Source organism: Sagittula sp. NFXS13, assembly GCF_040148795.1.
GTDB lineage: Bacteria > Pseudomonadota > Alphaproteobacteria > Rhodobacterales > Rhodobacteraceae > Sagittula > Sagittula marina.
In genome coordinates, this window is the sequence record NZ_JAGEMH010000002.1 from 480,432 (window position 1) to 499,910 (window position 19,479).

General features: G+C 62.5%; 18 protein-coding genes. 11 read left to right on the forward strand and 7 right to left on the reverse strand.

All coding sequences use genetic code 11. The features are described 5' to 3' along the window. Positions 1-125 precede the first annotated feature (125 nt). From J4E08_RS06685 to J4E08_RS06695, 3 genes are all read left to right on the forward strand, one after another. Positions 126-1,496 carry an aspartate aminotransferase family protein gene (locus tag J4E08_RS06685; protein WP_349537812.1) on the forward strand — a complete coding sequence of 457 codons (1,371 nt, stop codon included), beginning with the start codon at positions 126-128 and terminating at the stop codon, positions 1,494-1,496. A 327-nt stretch (positions 1,497-1,823) separates the two neighbouring features. Beyond that, on the forward strand, positions 1,824-2,702 hold the full coding sequence (locus J4E08_RS06690; RefSeq protein ID WP_349537813.1) for an RNA polymerase factor sigma-32: 879 nt from the start codon (positions 1,824-1,826) through the stop codon (positions 2,700-2,702). Next, the gene (locus tag J4E08_RS06695) at positions 2,699-3,499 is read left to right on the forward strand and encodes a ChaN family lipoprotein (protein WP_349537814.1); all 801 of its coding nucleotides are present in this window, start codon (positions 2,699-2,701) and stop codon (positions 3,497-3,499) included. The genes J4E08_RS06690 and J4E08_RS06695 overlap by 4 nt, the downstream gene beginning before the upstream one ends. A gap of 1 nt (position 3,500) precedes the next feature. Here the strand turns inward: J4E08_RS06695 and J4E08_RS06700 are convergent, their stop codons facing one another. Next, the gene (locus J4E08_RS06700; protein WP_349537815.1) at positions 3,501-4,028 is read right to left on the reverse strand and encodes a putative metalloprotease CJM1_0395 family protein; all 528 of its coding nucleotides are present in this window, start codon (positions 4,026-4,028) and stop codon (positions 3,501-3,503) included. Between the two features lie 95 nt (positions 4,029-4,123). On the opposite strand from J4E08_RS06700, the gene coaBC reads away from it, so the two are divergent. The 4 genes from coaBC to J4E08_RS06720 all read left to right on the forward strand — a co-directional run bounded on the left by coaBC (position 4,124) and on the right by J4E08_RS06720 (position 9,078). Further along, on the forward strand, positions 4,124-5,338 hold the full coding sequence (gene coaBC / locus J4E08_RS06705; protein WP_349537816.1) for a bifunctional phosphopantothenoylcysteine decarboxylase/phosphopantothenate--cysteine ligase CoaBC: 1,215 nt from the start codon (positions 4,124-4,126) through the stop codon (positions 5,336-5,338). A gap of 133 nt (positions 5,339-5,471) precedes the next feature. Then, entirely contained in the window at positions 5,472-5,930 is a 459-nt protein-coding gene (gene dut, locus J4E08_RS06710; RefSeq protein ID WP_349537817.1) for a dUTP diphosphatase, read from the forward strand. Next, positions 5,930-6,967 (forward strand): HesA/MoeB/ThiF family protein, encoded by a 1,038-nt coding sequence (locus tag J4E08_RS06715; protein WP_349537818.1) that lies wholly within the window; start codon positions 5,930-5,932, stop codon positions 6,965-6,967. The genes dut and J4E08_RS06715 overlap by 1 nt, the downstream gene beginning before the upstream one ends. Before the next feature lie 101 nt (positions 6,968-7,068). Further along, positions 7,069-9,078 (forward strand): M3 family metallopeptidase, encoded by a 2,010-nt coding sequence (locus J4E08_RS06720; RefSeq protein WP_349537819.1) that lies wholly within the window; start codon positions 7,069-7,071, stop codon positions 9,076-9,078. Positions 9,079-9,121: 43 nt separating this feature from the next. Here J4E08_RS06720 and J4E08_RS06725 read toward each other — a convergent pair whose 3' ends face one another. After that, on the reverse strand, positions 9,122-10,111 hold the full coding sequence (locus tag J4E08_RS06725) for a TraB/GumN family protein (RefSeq protein ID WP_349537820.1): 990 nt from the start codon (positions 10,109-10,111) through the stop codon (positions 9,122-9,124). Positions 10,112-10,190: 79 nt separating this feature from the next. On the opposite strand from J4E08_RS06725, the gene J4E08_RS06730 reads away from it, so the two are divergent. Beyond that, positions 10,191-10,874: a DUF2161 domain-containing phosphodiesterase gene (locus J4E08_RS06730; RefSeq protein WP_349537821.1), complete on the forward strand. Its 684-nt coding sequence runs from the start codon at positions 10,191-10,193 to the stop codon at positions 10,872-10,874. 1 nt (position 10,875) lies between these two features. Here the strand turns inward: J4E08_RS06730 and J4E08_RS06735 are convergent, their stop codons facing one another. The 5 genes from J4E08_RS06735 to J4E08_RS06755 all read right to left on the reverse strand — a co-directional run bounded on the left by J4E08_RS06735 (position 10,876) and on the right by J4E08_RS06755 (position 16,094). After that, complete coding sequence (locus J4E08_RS06735) at positions 10,876-11,826, reverse strand: DMT family transporter (RefSeq protein WP_349537822.1); 951 nt, start codon at positions 11,824-11,826, stop codon at positions 10,876-10,878. 313 nt (positions 11,827-12,139) lie between these two features. Continuing rightward, complete coding sequence (locus J4E08_RS06740) at positions 12,140-13,069, reverse strand: L-lactate dehydrogenase (protein WP_349537823.1); 930 nt, start codon at positions 13,067-13,069, stop codon at positions 12,140-12,142. A 335-nt stretch (positions 13,070-13,404) separates the two neighbouring features. Beyond that, positions 13,405-14,043, reverse strand: a complete 639-nt coding sequence (locus tag J4E08_RS06745; RefSeq protein WP_183962773.1) for a class I SAM-dependent methyltransferase — start codon at positions 14,041-14,043, stop codon at positions 13,405-13,407. Positions 14,044-14,046: 3 nt separating this feature from the next. Beyond that, positions 14,047-15,258 (reverse strand): BtaA family protein, encoded by a 1,212-nt coding sequence (locus J4E08_RS06750; RefSeq protein ID WP_349537824.1) that lies wholly within the window; start codon positions 15,256-15,258, stop codon positions 14,047-14,049. Further along, the gene (locus J4E08_RS06755) at positions 15,255-16,094 is read right to left on the reverse strand and encodes a UDP-2,3-diacylglucosamine diphosphatase (protein ID WP_349537825.1); all 840 of its coding nucleotides are present in this window, start codon (positions 16,092-16,094) and stop codon (positions 15,255-15,257) included. Before J4E08_RS06755 ends, J4E08_RS06750 begins: the two co-directional genes overlap by 4 nt. A 319-nt stretch (positions 16,095-16,413) precedes the next feature. Between J4E08_RS06755 and J4E08_RS06760 the strand changes: the two genes are divergently transcribed. The 3 genes from J4E08_RS06760 (at position 16,414) to J4E08_RS06770 (ending at position 18,898) form a co-directional block, all read left to right on the forward strand. Continuing rightward, a complete protein-coding gene (locus J4E08_RS06760; protein WP_183962776.1) occupies positions 16,414-16,701 on the forward strand; it encodes a co-chaperone GroES in 288 nt (95 codons plus the stop codon). 96 nt (positions 16,702-16,797) lie between these two features. Then, entirely contained in the window at positions 16,798-18,441 is a 1,644-nt protein-coding gene (gene groL, locus J4E08_RS06765; protein ID WP_349537826.1) for a chaperonin GroEL, read from the forward strand. Positions 18,442-18,604: 163 nt separating this feature from the next. Continuing rightward, positions 18,605-18,898, forward strand: coding sequence for a hypothetical protein (locus tag J4E08_RS06770; protein ID WP_349537827.1), 294 nt, complete (start codon positions 18,605-18,607; stop codon positions 18,896-18,898). Positions 18,899-19,479 lie beyond the last annotated feature (581 nt).

Consider the following 19,479-nt stretch of genomic DNA (forward strand, 5'->3'; position numbering starts at 1 on the left):
AACCCTGTCAATAAAGGCAATGCGCGCTGCTGCCGGGGGGACGGAGCCTGAGGCACCCGATGACGCGCGGCAGACGGCTCCCGAACACCAAAACACGCGGCGCGCTGCCGCAAACGGAGGCCAGAATGCTGACCAATGACCAGTTGTCCCAATGGGATCGCGAGAACTTCTTTCACCCGTCCACACACCTTGCCCAGCACGCCCGCGGCGAAACCGCGACTCGCGTGATCACCGGCGGCAAGGGCTGCCACATCGAAGACCGCGACGGCAACAAGATGCTCGACGCCTTTGCCGGCCTGTATTGTGTCAACGTGGGCTATGGCCGTCCCGAAATCGCCGAGGCGATTGCCGAGCAGGCGAAGGAGCTGGCCTATTACCACGCCTACGTCGGCCACGGCACCGAGGCCTCGATCACCCTGTCCAAGATGATCCTCGACCGCGCGCCTGACAACATGTCCAAGGTCTACTTTGGAATGTCCGGGTCCGACGCGAACGAGACCAACATCAAACTGGTCTGGTATTACAACAACATCCGCGGCCTGCCGAAGAAGAAAAAGATCATCTCGCGCTGGCGTGGCTACCACGGGTCGGGCCTGATGACCGGCTCGCTGACCGGTCTTGAGCTGTTCCACAAGAAGTTCGACCTGCCGCTGTCGCAGGTGATCCACACCGAGGCCCCCTATTATTACCGCCGCGAAGACACCGCCATGTCGGAAGCGGATTTCGTCGCGCATTGCGCATCCGAGCTGGAAGCACTGATCGCACGGGAAGGCGCGGACACCATCGCTGCCTTCATCGGGGAGCCGGTTCTGGGCACCGGCGGTATCGTTCCGCCGCCCGCTGGCTACTGGGAAGCGATCCAGGCCGTGCTGGAAAAGCATGACATCCTGCTGATCGCGGACGAGGTCGTCACCGGCTTTGGCCGTCTGGGCACCATGTTCGGGTCCGACCATTACGGGCTGAAGCCCGACCTGATCACCATCGCCAAGGGCCTGACTTCTGCCTACGCGCCGCTGTCGGGGTCCATCGTGGGCGAAAAGATGTGGAAGGTGCTGGAGCAGGGCACAGACGAAAACGGCCCCATTGGCCACGGCTGGACCTATTCGGCGCACCCGATCGGGGCAGCTGCGGGTGTGGCCAACCTCAACCTGATCGACAAGCTGGGACTGGTGGAGAACGCGGGCAAGACCGGTGCGTATCTCAACAAGGTCATGAAAGAGGCTGTGGGCGACCATGCGCATGTGGGCGAAGTCCGCGGCGAAGGTATGCTGTGCGCCGTTGAATTCGTCGAAGATCGCGAGAGCCGCACCTTCTTTGACCCGGCGAAAAAGGTCGGCGCGCAGCTATCCGCTGCGCTGGCGTCCAAGGGCCTGATCGCTCGCGCCATGCCGCAGGGCGATATCCTTGGCTTCGCGCCGCCGCTGTGCCTGACCGAGGCGGAAGCCGACGAGATCGCAACCAAGACCGGCGACGTCGTGCGCGAGGTTCTCGGCTGATCCTGGTCGTGCTGCGATGCCAAATGTTTCCGATGCGGAGGCAATAATTTAAGACGCGGGGGAGGCTTCGCCTTCCCCGTTGTCATTTTCCCGGTCGGAAAACTCCTGCGGATGGATTTGACTTTTGATCGAAAGATCAAAGGCGCGCCAACTGGTTGTCAATCAGCGGAAAAATTCTGCCGCAACCGATGATGGGAAAGAAAATATGAACGCCTCGACCGGCCCGTAAAGAAGTTTTTCGCCGATCCGACTGAACCAAATGCGGTCCCCGTGCGTAGTACTTTCAAATCCCCAATCAAGGGGAATTTGATATGACTGGGGGTTCTCATGGCACTCGACGGCTTCAACGACCAAACTCTTTCCCGCCGGGCCATGAAGGCCGAACTGCTCGATGCAGAGACAGAACTCCGTCTTGCTTATGCGTGGCGCGACCACGGTGATGAACAGGCGCTGCACCGGCTGATCCAGGCCTACATGCGCTTGGCGATTTCGATGGCGTCCAAGTTCAAGCGTTACGGCGCGCCGATGAACGACCTCATTCAGGAGGCCGGTCTTGGTCTTATGAAAGCCGCAGACAAGTTCGATCCTGATCGCGGTGTGCGCTTTTCGACCTACGCCGTCTGGTGGATCAAGGCGTCGATCCAGGACTACGTGATGCGCAACTGGTCAATGGTGCGGACCGGGTCGACCTCGTCGCAGAAAGCCCTGTTTTTCAACATGCGCCGGGTTCAGGCGCGTCTGGAGCGTGAGGCGCAGGCCTCCGGCGAAAAGCTGGACGGCTATCAGCTTCGCCACATGATCGCCACCGAGATCGGCGTCCCGCTGCGCGACGTCGAGATGATGGAAGGGCGTTTGTCCGGGTCCGATTTTTCGTTGAATGCAACACAGTCGGTGGAAGATGAAGGTCGCGAGTGGATCGACACCCTCGAAGACGACAGCGCCCAAAGTGCCGAGCTTGTGGAAAACACCCATGACACGGCCTGTCTGCGCAACTGGCTGGTGGATGCGATGAACGGTCTGAATGAGCGCGAGCGTTTCATTATTCGCGAACGCAAGCTGCGCGAAGAGGCCCGTACGCTGGAAAGTCTGGGGACTGAACTGGGTCTCTCGAAAGAGCGCGTCCGACAGCTTGAAGCCGCCGCCTTTGGCAAGATGCGCAAGGCGTTGCAGGCGCAAAGCAGTGAAGTCGAACACTTCCTCGCATGAGATATTTTATCGCCATTTTGGCCCTGATCACGATGACCCCCGCAGCGCAGGCTGACGGGGGTTTTTCCGTTGAAGATATGCGCGGTGCGGATGTGGTTTTCCTGGGAGAGGTGCATGACAATCCCGATCACCACATGCGGCAGGCCGATATTGTCGCGCAATTACAACCACGTGGCATCGTCTGGGAGATGCTGACAGGGGTGCGCGCCTCTGCCGTCACGCCAGAGATGCTGGGGGCCGAGGCGGTGCTTGGCCCGTTTCTGTACTGGGAGGAAAACGGCTGGCCGGATTTCTCCATGTATTACCCGATTTTCGCGGCCGCCCCTGATGCGCAACATTTCGGCGCGGCGCTTCCTCGGGAGGAGGCGCGTCGTGTGATGGGTGCGCCCGTGGCGGAGGTGTTTGGCACCAATGCCGCGCTGTTCGGATTGGACCGGGATCTGCCTGAGAGCCAACAGCAGGCGCGCGAGTCCATGCAAATGTCGGCGCATTGCGATGCTTTGCCAGAGGAGGTGCTGGCAAGGATGGTGGACATTCAGCGCCTGCGGGACGCGCGGATTGCGGCTGTGATCCGCGAGGCCATTGTCGCCACAGGCGGGCCGGTTGCGGTCATCACCGGAAACGGCCATGCCCGCAAGGATTGGGGCGCGCCAGAGGCGTTGTCGCGGGCCATGCCGGATCTGACGATCTACGCGTTGGGGCAGGGCGAAGATGGTCGCGCACCCGACGGCACTTTTGATGCGGTCGCCGATGCCCCTGCCGTTGAGCGTGACGATCCCTGCGCGGCCTTTCAGTAGCTCACGCGGTCCTGTCCACGTCGCCGCTGCGTTCATCCGCGCGTAGGGCGTTCAGGTCCGCCTGCGCTTTTGCTCGCGCGGCGTCTGCGAGGGCGGCGATCTTGCGGTCCGCACTGGAAGGGTCCGCAGGGGCCAAGGCTGCCGCCTTGATCTGATCCATCTTGGCGAGTGTCGCCTCCGGATCGTTGGGCACGGGAGAGACGTCGATGGGCACCTCGCCACCGATGGCGTATCGCTTGCCGTCCGGGCCGATCTGGTAGGTGTAGCTCGCCCCGCCCGCATGCGCCCCGCCAACAGCCATATGCGCCTGTTCGTGGGTGCGCACTTCGCGGTCGCGGGCTTTGAGTTCTGAGACCATACGTGCCTCCGCGTCGGTCGGCGCGAGGCTCTTGGCCTCCGACACCTTGTTGTCCTGCGCGGCGGATTTGGCGTCTGCTGTGCGCGCCTCTGCGATCTTGGCCTGGTAGGCCGCCATCAGGGGCGCCAGCGCGGCCCAGCCGGATTTCTGTTCGCTGTCATGAACCTGCATGAGTTGGCTTTCCTTTCGCGACGCTGCAAGGGTAGGGTACAGCCGTTAAGGGCGTCCTAAGATACGCCCTTTCTCACGCAGACGGGAAAGCCGGGATGAGCACAATGACACTTGCAGGCAAGCGTATCCTGATGGTGATTGGTGGCGGGATTGCGGCCTACAAATGCCTCGACCTGATCCGCCGCTTGCGCGAACGCGGGGCGTCGGTGACACCGGTGATGACACGCGCGGCGGAGCAATTTGTCACGCCCCTCAGCGTGTCGGCCCTGGCGGGGGAAGAGGTGCATCGCGACCTCTTTGACCTGACCAAGGAGGCGGAGATGGGCCATATCCAACTGTCCCGCGTGGCGGACCTGGTGCTGGTGGTGCCCGCTACGGCAGACCTGATGGCGAAAATGGCCGGCGGCCACGCCAATGATCTGGCGACCACGTTGCTGATGGCGACGGATACGCCGGTGATGATCGCGCCTGCGATGAATGTGCGCATGTGGGATCACCCGGCGACGCAGCGCAATCTGTCGGTGCTGCGGGGCGATGGCGTTACGGTTGTGGGGCCGAACTCCGGCGACATGGCCTGTGGCGAATTCGGTCCGGGACGCATGTCCGAACCGCTGGAGATTGTCGCAGCTGTCGAGACCGCGCTGGGCGATGGGCCGTTGCGTGGCAAGCGTGTGCTGGTCACCTCTGGCCCGACGCATGAACCCATTGATCCGGTGCGCTATATCGCCAATCGGTCGTCCGGGGCGCAAGGCACGGCGATTGCCGAGGCGCTGCGCGATCTGGGAGCCGAGGTGGTGTTTGTCACGGGACCGGCGGATGTGGCGCGTCCCAGCGGTGTGCAGGTGATCGAGGTCCAAAGCGCCCGCGATATGCGCGCCGCAGTGATGACTGCGCTGCCTGTGGACGCCGGGATCTTTGCCGCTGCTGTGGCTGACTGGCGTGTGGCATGGGAAAGCGGCTCGAAGATCAAGAAAGAGGCCGGCAAGCTGCCGGTGTTGGAATTCGAGGAAAACCCCGACATTCTGCGCGAGGTTTCGCGGCTGGAGGTCGGGCGGCCCGCTCTGGTGGTGGGCTTTGCCGCGGAAACGGACGACGTGGTGGCCCATGCGACCGCGAAGCGGGCGCGCAAGGGATGCGACTGGATTGTGGCCAACGACGTCTCCCCCGCGACGGGGATTATGGGGGGTACGGAGAATGCAGTGGTCCTGATCTCGGAAGACGGGGCAGAGACATGGCCGCGTGCCGCCAAGGCAGAGGTTGCCCGCAAGCTCGCGGACCGGATCGCAGCCGCCCTCACAAGCGCGACATAAGCAGGGCAAACGATCCGCCCGGCGCGTCACGCAGCGGTGTGGTGCGCGTGGGACGGGCTTGCGAGTATTTGAAAATCAAAGAAGCCGAAGGTGCGCCTTGCATCGGGTGTGTTTCAGGCAGACGGAGAGCGGAATGGTCGAGATAGTTTTTGCCTGGGAGCCTGAGGCGGATCAGGCCTTGGGGCTGCCGGTCTATGCGACGCCGGGCGCGGCGGGAGCGGATATTCGTGCAAATTTCAGAGATCGCGGGCAGGTGGACCTTGCGCCCGGCGCGCGGGTCTTGGTGCCCACGGGCCTGCGGCTTGCGATCCCTGCGGGATTTGAAGTGCAGCTTCGCCCGCGCTCCGGCCTTGCGTTGAAGCACGGGATCACCTTGCCCAACAGCCCCGGCACGATCGACAGTGATTATCGAGGGCCATTGGGAGTGATTGTGATGAACGCTGGACCGGAAACGTTCGTCATCGCCCATGGCGACCGGATTGCGCAGATGGTGGTGGCCCCCGTGGTGCAGGGCGCTTTTCGCGTCGTTGACGATCTGGACGATACGGCGCGTGGGACCGGGGGCTTTGGCTCTACCGGGGTGTCCGGCTGATGGCGCTGGTTTTGGTCATCGCTGCGGCGCTTTGGGGGTTGGGCGTCGTCATGGGAACGTCGGTGCGGGCCCGGTTTGCCACCTTGGCCGCGCTGTACGCGCTTGTGCTGGTGGTTCATCTTATTTTGCCCGTTGGGCATCCGCTGCGTATGGCCACGGGCGGCAGTTTGCAGGGGTGGCTGATCCTTGGCGGCTTTGTGGCGCTGGGCGCGGGATATGCGCTGGTGCTGAGACGGTTGCGCACACGGGTGGAGGATCAGGAGGCGCCCGAAGCGCCGGAGCCGGGCCGTTTTCGGACCGGTGAGCTGGAGCGTTACACCCGCCACATCGTGCTGCGAGAGCTGGGCGGCCCGGGACAGAAACGGCTGAAGCAGGCGCGTGTTCTGGTTGTGGGCGCTGGCGGGCTGGGGTCACCTGCGCTGCTGTATCTGGCGGCGGCAGGGGTCGGCACCATTGGCGTGATCGACGATGACGTGGTGGATGCAGGCAACCTGCAACGGCAGGTGGCGCATACAGACGGGCGGATTGGCATGGCCAAGGTGTTCTCTGCCAAGATGGCGATGGAGGCGGTCAATCCTTACGTGGTGGTCCGTCCTTATGAACGCCGCCTGGATGCCGACACGGTTGGCGCACTGCTGGAGGATTATGACGTCGTGCTGGACGGCACCGACAACTTCGACACGCGCTACATGGTGAACGCGGCCTGCGTGGCGGCGGGCAAACCGCTGATTTCCGGTGCCTTGAGCCAGTGGGAAGGGCAGTTGTCCGTCTTCGACCCTGCCGGCGGCGGACCTTGTTACCAGTGCATCTTTCCTGAGGCACCTGCGCCGGGATTGGCTCCATCTTGTGCCGAAGCTGGGGTGCTGGGGCCGCTGCCCGGTGTGGTCGGCTCCATGATGGCGGTGGAATGTGTGAAGCAGATTACCGGGGCGGGGCAGGTCCTGCGCGGCGAGTTGTTGATCTACGATGCACTCTGGGGCGAGACGCGAAAGATCGGGCTGAAACGGCGCGAGGGGTGCCCGTGTTGCGGCGGGTGACAGGGATCAATCCCGCGGCCAGCCGGGAAGAAAGCGTCTCGTACGATTGAAGCGGGTTGGATTGAAGCTTAGCTTCAGGACAAGCCTATTGGAGACGCTTCATGACCAACATCCTGCTTGCCGACTGGGATACGCCCTTCGGCCTCGCGCCGTTCGACCGGATTTCCGACGATGATTTCGCCCCTGCCTTTGAGGCCGCCATGGCCGAGGATCTGGGCGAGGTCGAAAAGGTCGCCAACAGCACGGAGCCGCCGACCTTTGAAAACACCATCGAAGGGATGATGCGCACAGGCGCAGCATTGGATCAGGTGGCGGGCACCTTCTACAGCGTCGCGGGCGCGGACAGCAATGACGCGCGAGAGGCCCTGATGCGCGACATCGCGCCCAAGCTGTCGGCGCATTCCTCTGCGATTTACTCCAATCAGGCGCTGTTCCGGCGTATCCAAACCGTCTGGGAGGCGCGTGAGACGCTTGAACTGACGCCGGAGCAGGCGCGCGTGCTGATGTTGATGCACCGCAATTTCGTGCGGGCGGGAGCGGCTTTGGACGGGGACGACGGCGCGCGTATGACCGCCGTCAAAGGGCGGCTGGCAGAGCTTGGCACGGCGTTTACGCAAAATCTTTTGGCGGACGAACGGTCCTGGTTCATGGAGCTGTCCGAGGCGGATATGGAGGGGCTGCCGGGTTTTGTCATCTCCGCCCTGCGGGGCGCGGGTGAGGAGCGTGACCTTGGGCCGTGTGTGACACTGTCACGTTCGGTCATCACGCCATTCTTGCAGTTCAGCCCGCGCCGGGATTTGCGGCAGAAGGCCTTTGCCGCCTGGGCCGCGCGCGGCGCAAACGGGGGCAAGACCGACAACCGCGATATCGCCGCCGAGACGCTGAAGCTGCGGCAGGAGCGGGCGGAGCTGCTGGGCTACGCGGATTTCGCCTCCTACAAGCTGGAAACCGAAATGGCTGGCGATGCGGGGTCGGTGCGCGATCTGCTGATGCAGGTCTGGACCCCGGCAAAGGCGGCCGCGTTGGCCGATCAGTCCGTGCTGGAAGAGATGCTGCACGCCGACGGCATCGAGGGTCCGTTGGAACCGTGGGATTGGCGCTACTATGCGGAAAAGCGGCGGCAGGCGGAGCACGATCTGGATGAGGGCGCGGTCAAACCGTATTTTCAGCTTGAGAAGATGATCGAAGCGGCTTTTGCCTGTTCGGAACGGCTGTTCGGCCTGAGCTTTGCGCCGCTGGATGTGCCGCTGTATCATCCGGACTGCCGGGCGTGGGAAGTGAAGCGGGACGGCGAGACCGTGGCTGTGTTCATCGGTGACTACTTTGCGCGAGGGTCGAAACGGTCCGGCGCCTGGTGTTCGGCGATGCGGGCGCAGCGCAAGTTCCCGGATGTGCAGATCCCGATCGTGGTGAACGTCTGTAACTTCGCCAAAGGCAATCCGGCGCTGTTGTCCTATGACGACGCGCGCACCCTGTTTCATGAATTCGGCCATGCGCTGCACCAGATGCTGTCGGATGTGACCTACGAGATGGTCTCGGGCACCTCGGTCGCGCGCGACTTCGTGGAGCTGCCGAGCCAGCTCTACGAGCATTGGCTGGAAGTGCCGGAGGTGCTGTCGACATACGCCACGCATTACGAGACCGGCGAAGCGATGCCGCAGGATCTGCTGGACAAGGTGCTGGCGGCGGCGACCTACGACATGGGGTTCCAGACGGTGGAATACGTGGCCTCGGCCATGGTCGATCTGGAATTCCACAGCGGTCCGGCCCCAGCCGATCCGATGCAGAAGCAGGCTGAGGTGCTGGAAAACATGGGGCTGCCGCGCGCCATTGTCATGCGCCACGCCACGCCGCAGTTCGCGCATGTGTTCGCGGGCGACGGATATTCCAGCGGCTATTACAGCTACATGTGGTCAGAGGTCATGGACGCCGATGCCTTTGCCGCCTTCGAGGAAGCGGGCGGCGCGTTTGATGCCCAAATGGCGGAGCGGCTGGAGGAATTCATCCTGTCCAAAGGCGGTTCGGTGGAGGCGGAGGTGCTGTATACCAAGTTCCGTGGCCGGATGCCCGGCGTGGATGCGCTGCTGAAAGGCCGTGGGCTGGCCGCTTGATCGAACGGGTCGGGGCGCGCAATCGCCCCGACCTGCACATGGGTCAGAACGGAGCGCGTTCGAGAGCGAACCCTTCGCCTTCGAGCAGCGCGAGCACGCCGTTCTCCCCTGACAGGTGCGCCGCGCCGAAGGCCGCCACAACGGGGCCTTCGGTGTCGTCCAGCGCGCTCAACAGCACCGACAGCCAATTGCTGTTGCGCTGAACGATCAGCGCATCGTCCATGGCGCGAAAGACGGTCTCGTTCTCCTCCGGATCAAGCGCCGTCAGACGGGCTGAGACGGCCTCGAGCACCAGCTGACCTTCGGCGTGATCCTCGGCGAAATAGTAGCTTAGAAGCGTCTCGAACAGGTCTTCGTTCACGTCCGGCGGGGCCAGCGCCGCGCGGATCATCGAAAGCTGGATGTCCATGGGGATTTCGGCAAAAAGACGCAGCCCGGTGTCATAGGGTTCCAGCGACATCGTTGGCACGCCAGCGGCCTCGGCCGCATCTTCGAGGCGCGCATCCAGCCCGTCCTGTTGCTCCAACTGTGCGGCCATGCAGGCCGGGACGGACAGCAGCATGGACACATACCATGGCTGCATCCTTGCGCCGATGAAAGGGGGCATTCCGCGCGCTTCCATCGCCTCGGAGAGCTTGGCCCAGTCCTGCTCGGGCATGAGGTCGGGCAGGCTGCCGTCAGACAACATGAAGATCGCCGGATCGGTGGTGATCTCCTGCTGCATCACGTCCATGTCCTCGGCGTTCATTTCGAGCATGAGGAGCGCGGCATCGGCCACGATGGGCGACAGGCGCTCGGTCGGGCCATCAAGGCGCGCGTCCGACAAGTGAACGGTGCCGATCAGGTGCAGTTCTTCGTCGTCCTTTCGGGCAATCCAGTGGTTGCCTGTGGCATAGGGAAGCCCGTCCAGTTGAGCATTGACGGCGGCGCGCTCTGCCTCGGTCAGCCCTTCGGCGAGCGAGACACCGTTGCATTGCGCCTGAACGGATGTGGCGAGGCATACGCCCAGCAACAGGGAAAAAAGACGTGTCATACAGGCTCCTTGAGTTGGGTGCACTCTCTCTGGAATGGGAAGGCTGGACAAGGGCGCATGGGCGGGAAACAACAGGCGCATGGAGCGGGAAAGTGAATTATATGCACCGGTGAAGGCGCTGCTGGAAAAGCAGGGTTACATGGTGAAGGGCGAGGTCGGCGCGGCGGACATGGTTGGCGTGCGCGGTGATGATGCGCCGGTGATCGTTGAGCTGAAGCTGCGCATCACCTTGTCGCTGTATCATCAGGCCTGTACGCGGCTGCGGCTGACCGATCACGTCTACATCGCGGTGCCGAAGCCGACCGGTAAAATGGCGCGACGTGCGCTGAAGGACAACCTGACCATGTGTCGGCGTCTGGGACTTGGGTTCATCGTTGTGTTGGCGGATGGCCGGGTGGAGGTGTTGTGCGATCCGGGTCCTTTCAAACCCCGCCAGACAAAGGCCAAGACCGCGCGGCTGCTGCGCGAATTCCACGCCCTGCGTGGTGATCCGAACGAGGGTGGCGCCACGCGGCACGGCATCGTGACCGCCTACCGACAGGATGCTCTGGCCTGCGCGGCCTATTTGGCGGAGCAGGGACCGTCCCGAGGGCGTGACGTGGCCAAAGCGACCCGCATCACGCGCGCGACGCAGGTTATGCGCGACAACCATTACGGCTGGTTCGACAAGGTGTCGGTGGGGGTCTACGCGCTGAATGATGCGGGCCACGCGGGTCTGACGCATTGGGCGCATTCCTGGGAAGATCCCGCCGAGGCGGAGTGATTTAGGCCGGTGCTTTGGCCGTGTCGGCCTGAGCTTGCTGCTTGGCGGCGCGGGCGTTCAGGCGCTCTCGGTGCAGGGTATAGAGGCCGGAGGCCACGATGATCGCGCAGCCCACGAACGTCCAGTGATCCGGCAAGTCGCCGAACACGACGAAGCCGTAAAAGGTGCTCCAGATGATCAGCGAATACTGCATGGGCGCGACCACGCTGGCCTGTGCAATGTCCAGCGCGCGGATCACCAGGATTTCGCCCAAACCGGCTGTCGCCGTGAGTCCGACGATCACGGCCCACAGCTGTAGCGTCTGCGGCGTGGTCCACACGAATGGCAGTGACAGCGACAGCAAAAGCGTTGCAGTGATAGAGGTATAGGCCACTGTGGTCGACACGCTGTCGGCTCCGGCAAGGCTGCGGGACAAGACCTGGCGCATCGAGAAAAAACAGGCCGCGCCGACAACGAAAAAGATCGCAGGGTCGAAGACGCCAAAGCCCGGGCGGATCACGACCAGCATGCCCGCGAACCCTACCGCCACGGCCGCCCAACGGCGCGGGCCCACAGGTTCGCGCAGGAAAAGGGCGCTGAGCAGCGTGACGATGAACGGCGCGATAAAGGTCACGGCCACGGCATCGGCCAAGGGCACGCTGCGCACGGCCAATACAAAACAGAGCCCCGAAATAACCGCCGTCACGCCGCGTGTGATCTGAATGCCGGGCAAGCGAGAGCGCAGCAAATGCGTGCCCTTGATCGCGATCAGCACCACCACCCCAAGGAACAGGCCGATCTGGCGGAACCAGACCACCTGCGCCGGGTGAAAGCTGTCTGCGAGGTACTTGGCCTGCACATCGCAGGCTGCAAAGGCGAAAAAGCCCAGCGCCATAAGCACGAGGCCGCGCAGGTTATCCGGCGCGCTGGAGCCGGGCGCGGTGTGGATCGGCGTCGCGTGCAGGGTTGTCATGGGGAACTCGCGGTTGGGTCACTTCAGGGTAGGTCAGCGCCCATGACCTTTCAAGCAAAAGCTTGCGGGCTGCATATTTGTGCCCAAGGCACGCAGCGTGAAGACGTGCTCTGTGCCAATCTATTTTGCGACGGAGCCTTGTGACCCATATCATCCGACAGGTTCGACGCCATGGCGCGTGGATTTCAAGGATGACCGCGGGTTTCAAAGATCCCTGCGATGCGCAGGCTTTGGGACGCGGCGGCTTTGCTGACCGCCGGCGCTGCCATCGCTTTGGTGCTGCACTTGCGTCAGAGTGGGACGGGCCGCGCGGTCAAAGACCAAGCTTGTCAAAGCTGTCCTTGAGCAGCCCGGCCGAGGTGGCCAGCGCCTCCCGCTCGGGTCGTGACAGGTCGGGCATCAGTTCGGCGCTGACGCCCTCGCGGCCCACGACGCGGGGCAGTGAACAGGCCACATCTTTAACGCCAAGAACGTCAGACACGGTGGAGACGGTCAGCACAGCCTGTTCATCGGCAGAAATCGCGGCCACGATGCGGGCCAACCCGGCCCCGATGCCATACCATGTGGCGCCTTTGCCCTCGATGATCGTGTAGGCGGCGCGGCGCACGCCGGCGTCGATCTCGGCGCGGGCGGCGTCGGTCAGAGGGCTGCGCATCTGCGCGGCGAAGCTTTCGAGACTGACGGAGCCAGCGCGCGCGGCGGACCATGCCAGAACCTCGCTGTCACCGTGCTCCCCCAGGACGTAGGCATGGACGGAGCGCGGTGCGATGCCAAGGTGCCGACCCAACAGCCAGCGAAATCTTGCGGTGTCCAGGATCGTGCCAGAGCCGATCACCCTTGCTTTCGGCAAACCGGACAGCGCCTGTGTGACCTGCCCCATGATGTCGACGGGATTGGAGGCCACGAGCAAGATTGCATCTGGCGCATGGCGTGTGACCTCGGCGACGACGGTGCAGAACACCTCGGCATTGCGAGACAACAACTCCAGTCGCGTCTCACCGGGTTTTTGTGAGACGCCACAGGCGAGGATCACCACACCCGCACCGCTTAGGTCGGCGTAGGTTCCGGCGTCGATCTGCACCGCAGCGCCAAAGGGCACGGCATGTGCAATGTCTTCTGCCTCGGCGCGGGCGCGGGCCTCGTTGAGATCTACAAGCACGATGCGCGAGGCTGCGCCGCGCATGACACAGGAAAAGGCGGCCGCCGAGCCGACCATGCCGGCTCCGATAATTCCGAGTTTCATGGGGCCTCCTGCCGGTCACACGTGGGGTCAGGCTAGGCCGGTGCGCCGGGACGGGGCAACGGTTTTCCTATATCAAGCGGGTCCTTTACGGATCCTTTTCGGGCAACGCTTGCTCATGTTGCAGTTTTCCTCATTGAGCGCTTTGCCTCAGGATCCGGCATCGCGCAACGTCACATGGTTGATGACGGGTGGGATATTGCAGCCTGAGATCTGCAACCTGCTTTCGCGGCTCTGCATCGGGTCGAGCGTATGCAGCCTGTTCACGGGCGGGCAGCGTTTCTTTGCTGAAACCCGCGCAGACATAGCGCGCCAGACCGTCTGTAACGCACCGATGGTCAGGTGCGTCGTTCCAGACGCGCGTAATAGGCGTAGCGGCGGAACAGCCCGTCTTGCAGCAAAACGCCGCCGTGACGTGGCAGGTTTTGCAAGGCGATTGGCAGGGCATCGCGCGGCGTGACGTGAAAGCGGGCAAGCCACGCCCGCAAGCCGCGTTTTGTCCAGCGAGGCAATGCGCCCTGGTCGCCGAAATCAATGATATGCAATGTGCCACCGGGCGCGAGGTGACGCGCGGCCTCGTCCAGCGCCCCCTGCCAGTCCGGGATCATCGACAGGCTGTAGCTGAACACGATGTGGTCAAAGCTGGGCACATCGAACAGCGTCTGCGGATCAAATGCACATGCATCCGCACGAGCCAGCCTGGCCTTCAGCCCCAGCTTGCGCCTGGCGGAGCGGAGCATTTGCTGCGAGATATCCAAGCCGTACAGACGTGCGTGCGGGTGGCGCTGCTTCATGACGGCGAGGTTGCGCCCGGTGCCGCATGCGACCTCCAGAATGCGATCATCGGGCGAGACCTGCATCTGGTCTAACAGGTGGTCTCGACCCAGCAGGTAATATTTGCGGGTCGCATCGTAAAACAGCCGCTGGGTGCGGTATGTATTGTCCATCAGCTGGCCGTGATCGGCGATGTGGCTCATGGCTCAGACCTTTCGATAGAGGTGAACGCCGCCATAAATGGCCGACCGATCGGTCGCAAAGGCATGGGTGGAGGCGTCTTCGTCATAGCGCCATTGATCAAGCAGATCCGCCGGGACGCGACCCGGCAGGATGTTTGCCGCGCCGCCGGTTCTGAACAACACGCGGGCGCCGGGGCGGGCGGTGCGCGTGATCTCTTGCCAAAGCGCCGAAAGCTGCGCGTCACTCATCCAGTCCTGGGCGTCGAGCAGCACGTAAACGGAGCGTGAGGCGGCGGGGGCGTCTGCGAGAACCTTTGTGATGGAGCGGTTCAGAACGCTCACGCGCGGGGCCATCTCGCGCAGGGTGTCAAAGTGACGTGCCTCAAGATAGGGCGGCACAGGGCCGGTGCCGTCGCCCTTGTAGCCACGATTGGCTGCCTGCCACGCAAAGTAGTTGTCCGAAATCGGAAAGTCGCAGAACAGTTTGCGCGTGCGGTCCCGGAGCACGCGAAGGATATCGCCGTCCGCATCGGCGGCGAGTTTGTCATACTGCGCGGGCGGGATGCCCAGACCAAAGAGCGACGACCGCTGGCGGGCGACCGCCTTGACCACCCATGTGTCGAACAGGGGCGCGATGTGCTGATCAAAGAAGGCGCGTTGTTCGTCGAGGCTTTGCGCGCCCAGAAGGGCATCGAACCGGACCCCCGACAGGCGGCAGATGTGGTGCAGCATGGCAATGAAGCCGCCGAGCGCCCCGAACCTGTAGAAACTGCGCGCGAACATGGTCTTGCGCGGCTGGCGGGCTTGACCGGAGGTCCAAAAGGCGCGGTCCTCTGCACTCATCTGCGGCAAGAGATAGCGGTCGAACAGCGCGTTGTTCGAGGGCCTGTCGGCATGTCCGAACAGGTCGTAAAAGCTGGCGTGATCGGGCAGGGCCTGCGCGGCTGTCAATTTGAGCCGGTTCAGGCGCACGTGCCAAGGCGACAGATCGACGGCGGTGATCACGGCGGGGCGCGTGGTGAGATAGCTCATCATGTTGCAGCCGCCCGAGGCGATGCAGGTGATGTGGTCCTCTGGCCGTAGGTCCAGCGCGTCCATGTCGCAAACGGGGTCTTCCCAGATTTGCGCATAGACCAACCCGTGAAACAGGCGGGCAAAAACCCTTTCGCCAAGGCTTGGGCGCTCAGCATTGTCGTGGACGGCTGCACCGATGAGCGTTCCCGTGGTGTCAGTCATTGGGCATCCTGTTCAAATGAGGTGCGCAGGCGGGCCGGGGTGTGCCGATCGGTCGCGCTGCGGCTGCGGCGGCGCTGGAGACGTTCGATGGCAAAGGCGCGGTTCTTGCGCGCTTCCCAATCCACCAGCCGCATCTCGCCCGCGTCGTTTTCGATGACGGCGGTGCAGCTTTCGACCCAGTCGCCGGTGTTGATATAATGCACCGCGCCGATCTGGCGGATTTCGGCATGGTGGATATGGCCGCAGATCACGCCGTCATACCCCTTTTGTCGGGCGGATTCCGAAAGGGCCTCTTCGTACTTCCCGATGAAGTTCACCGCTTGTTTCACCTGCGCCTTCGACCACTTGGACAAGGACCAATACCGATGGGTCCAAAGTCTGCGAAACTGGTTTATGCGCGGGTTCAGCCAGATCAGCGTGCCGTAGACGCGGTCGCCGAGGTAGGCGAGCCATTTGGCATTGGCGACCACAGCGTCGAACTCATCGCCGTGGGTCACGAGGTATCGCTTGCCCGTGGCGGAGGTGAAATCGGCCCTGCGCATCACCTCGATCCCGCCAAGGTGCAGGCCGATGTAGTCGCGGAACACCTCATCATGATTTCCGGGGATAAAGATCACCCGCGTGCCGGACCGTGCCTTTTCAAGGATCGCCTGAATGACGGCGTTATGGTCCTCTGGCCAATGCCAGCCGCGCCGCAGCTTCCAGCCGTCGACGATATCGCCCACGAGGTAGAGCGTCTTTGCATCGTGTTTGGCGAGGAAATCCACCAGCAACTGCGCGCGACAGCCCCGCGTGCCCAGATGCACATCGGAGAGGAAAATCGTCCGGTCGGTCACACTGCAGCACTCCGTCGTTTGGCGGTTGATGCGTGGATATGGCACCGGTGTTTCGGTCCCGTGACAGTTTTGTTTCTGTTGTGTGACGCCATTGGGTAGGCGGAATTTCCCCGCCCCGGGTTTACAGCGGCGCAGAAGACCCCACCTCTCGTCGAAGACCGAAGACCGAAGATGGGCACAAATTTTTATACGTGCTTGTTGACAGACTCACCTACGATCCTTACCTCCTGCATCGTTAGCACTCTCCGCGGATGAGTGATAACGGCTCGCTCGATGACGAGGGGCCACAGTTCTAACTTTGAGTCAGGAGACTTCAGAGATGGCATTCAAACCGCTTCATGACCGCGTGCTTGTTCGTCGCACCGAAAGCGATGAAAAAACGACCGGTGGGCTGATCATTCCCGACAGCGCCAAAGAAAAACCGGCAGAAGGCGTGGTCGTCGCGTGTGGCGAAGGCGCTCGCAAAGACAGCGGCGAGCTGATCGAAATGGCTGTGAGCGAAGGTGACAAAGTCCTCTTCGGCAAATGGTCCGGCACCGAGGTTACCGTCGAAGGTGACGAGCTGCTGATCATGAAGGAAGGCGACATCCTCGGCATTATCAGCTGAGGCGGCGGCGCCCACTGAGGCGCCCGCGCTTTTCTCGAAGAGGGTCGGGGCCCGTCCCGATCTACGCAAACCGAATACGTATCAAGGAGAACACACATGTCTGCAAAAGACGTAAAGTTCGATACCGACGCCCGCAACAAGATGCTTCGTGGCGTGAACATTCTCGCCGACGCAGTTAAAGTCACCCTTGGCCCCAAAGGCCGTAACGTGGTTCTGGACAAGTCCTTCGGCGCACCGCGCATTACGAAAGACGGCGTCTCTGTCGCCAAAGAGATCGAGCTGGAAGACAAGTTCGAGAACATGGGCGCACAGATGGTGAAGGAAGTTGCTTCCCGCACCAACGACGAAGCCGGCGACGGCACCACCACCGCGACCGTTCTTGCTCAAGCCATCGTCAAAGAAGGCCTGAAAGCTGTTGCAGCTGGCATGAACCCGATGGACCTGAAGCGCGGCATTGACCAGGCGACAGCCAAGGTTGTGCAGGCGATCAAGGACGCAGCGCGCACCGTCGAGAATTCCGACGAAGTTGCCCAGGTTGGCACCATCTCCGCCAACGGCGAAGCTGAAATCGGTCGCCAGATCGCAGACGCGATGCAGAAAGTCGGCAACGAAGGCGTTATTACCGTCGAAGAGAACAAAGGCCTTGAGACCGAGACCGATGTCGTCGAAGGTATGCAGTTCGACCGCGGCTACCTGTCCCCTTACTTCGTCACCAACCCGGACAAGATGATTGCCGAGCTGGATGACTGCATGATCCTGCTGCACGAGAAGAAGCTCTCTTCGCTCCAGCCGCTGGTTCCGCTGCTCGAGCAGGTGATCCAGTCGCAAAAGCCGCTGCTGATCATTGCAGAAGACGTCGAAGGCGAAGCGCTGGCGACCCTCGTGGTCAACAAGCTGCGTGGCGGCCTGAAGATCGCAGCCGTCAAGGCACCGGGCTTTGGTGACCGTCGCAAGGCCATGCTGCAGGACATCGCGATCCTGACCGGCGGCCAGGTGATCTCCGAGGATCTGGGCATGAAGCTCGAGAATGTCACCATGGACATGCTCGGCACCGCCAAGACCGTCACAATCACCAAGGACGAAACCACCATCGTGGACGGCCATGGCGAGAAGGCGGAAATCGAAGCGCGTGTTTCCCAGATCCGTACGCAGATCGAAGAGACCACGTCCGATTACGACCGTGAGAAGCTGCAGGAACGTGTTGCCAAGCTGGCAGGCGGTGTTGCCGTGATCCGCGTCGGCGGCATGACCGAAGTCGAAGTGAAAGAGCGTAAGGACCGTGTGGACGATGCTCTGAACGCGACTCGCGCTGCCGTACAAGAAGGCGTCGTCGTTGGTGGCGGTGTTGCTCTGGTACAGGGTGCCAAGGCGCTCGACGGCCTGAAAGGCGACAACGCTGACCAGGATCGTGGTATCGCCATCATCCGCGCCGCGCTGGAAGCACCGCTGCGTCAGATCGCATCCAACGCTGGTGTCGACGGGTCCGTCGTCGCAGGCAAGGTTCGCGAATCCAGCGACCTGAAGTTCGGCTACAACGCTCAGACCGGCGAATACGGCGACATGTTCGCATTCGGCGTGATCGACCCGGCGAAAGTTGTCCGTACCGCTCTGGAAGATGCATCCTCGGTTGCAGGCTTGCTGATCACCACCGAAGCGATGGTGGCTGACAAGCCGGCCAAAGACGGTGCAGGCGCCGGTGGCGGCATGCCCGACATGGGCGGCATGGGCGGCATGATGTAAGACGCCCTGACGGGACGTTTTACCTACGCGTAAGCGCAAAGGGGCCTTCGGGCCCCTTTGTTGCATTTGTCGCTTGCACAAGTTGTACTGGATGCACCGTAATTGAGTCTCGCGTGTTCATAAGACCTTCGATACCCTTACGCTCGTCGCAAGTGGAGGCCGCATGAGTCGCAGAGACGGAAGGAAAGCACTGGAATTGCACCTGCCCGACGATTTGCGTCGGCGTCTTGTCAAAACCACGCAACAGCACTTGCCGCTGGCCTACCTCGCCCGGCAGGCGTTGCGCCAGGCCATGGACAAGGGCGTGCAGTGGCAAAAAGAAGTGCGACCCGGTCCTGCGCGTCCCATTCTGTTGCAGCTGTCCGCAGAGGAACGTGCGCGCCTGGACATGTGGATCGCGCGCCACGACGTGCTGCCAGAGGTGGCCGTGCTGTCCCTGATTGGCGCGGTGGTCTAGCGTTTCGGTGGGTTTCTCGTTGAACCTGCCATAAGGCTCCATGCCGATCCCATGATGCATTCCACATATAGAGGTGAGTCTGTGAATGCAGAAGCTGTTCAAGGATCAGGTGACCTCAAACTTCCTGCGCAAAATCTCACGTGACTCACACCAGTCTGTTGCGAGGCGTTCGTAACGGTCACAGGTCGGCGGCGCGGCCCCTGCGCCAGAAGCTCATGCCGCTCGTCGTATGCTCGCTCACAGTGGGCTTGGGGGCAGTGTGCTTGGATAGAATGGCTGGTCCGGAACGCCCGGGTCATTGATGCCATAGACCCATCTATTGGAACGACTGTGCCCCAGAGCCGGAGCTGGGTCGCAAGCCGCGCAAACGCCGAACAGGGATGTGCCGGACTGACTGAGGCGCAAATAAAATCCGGTCGAGGGGCCTCATGGAGATCTGCTTGGGGATGGCATCGCGTTCGGCCGCGTAGCCGGGCCAGCCACAGCAAAACGCCGACAGTGAGCGCGACAACCGCACAGTCAGGCATGAATGTCTGCGCCAAGACCCGTTAAGGATGGGAGGAGACCAACGCAAACACTGT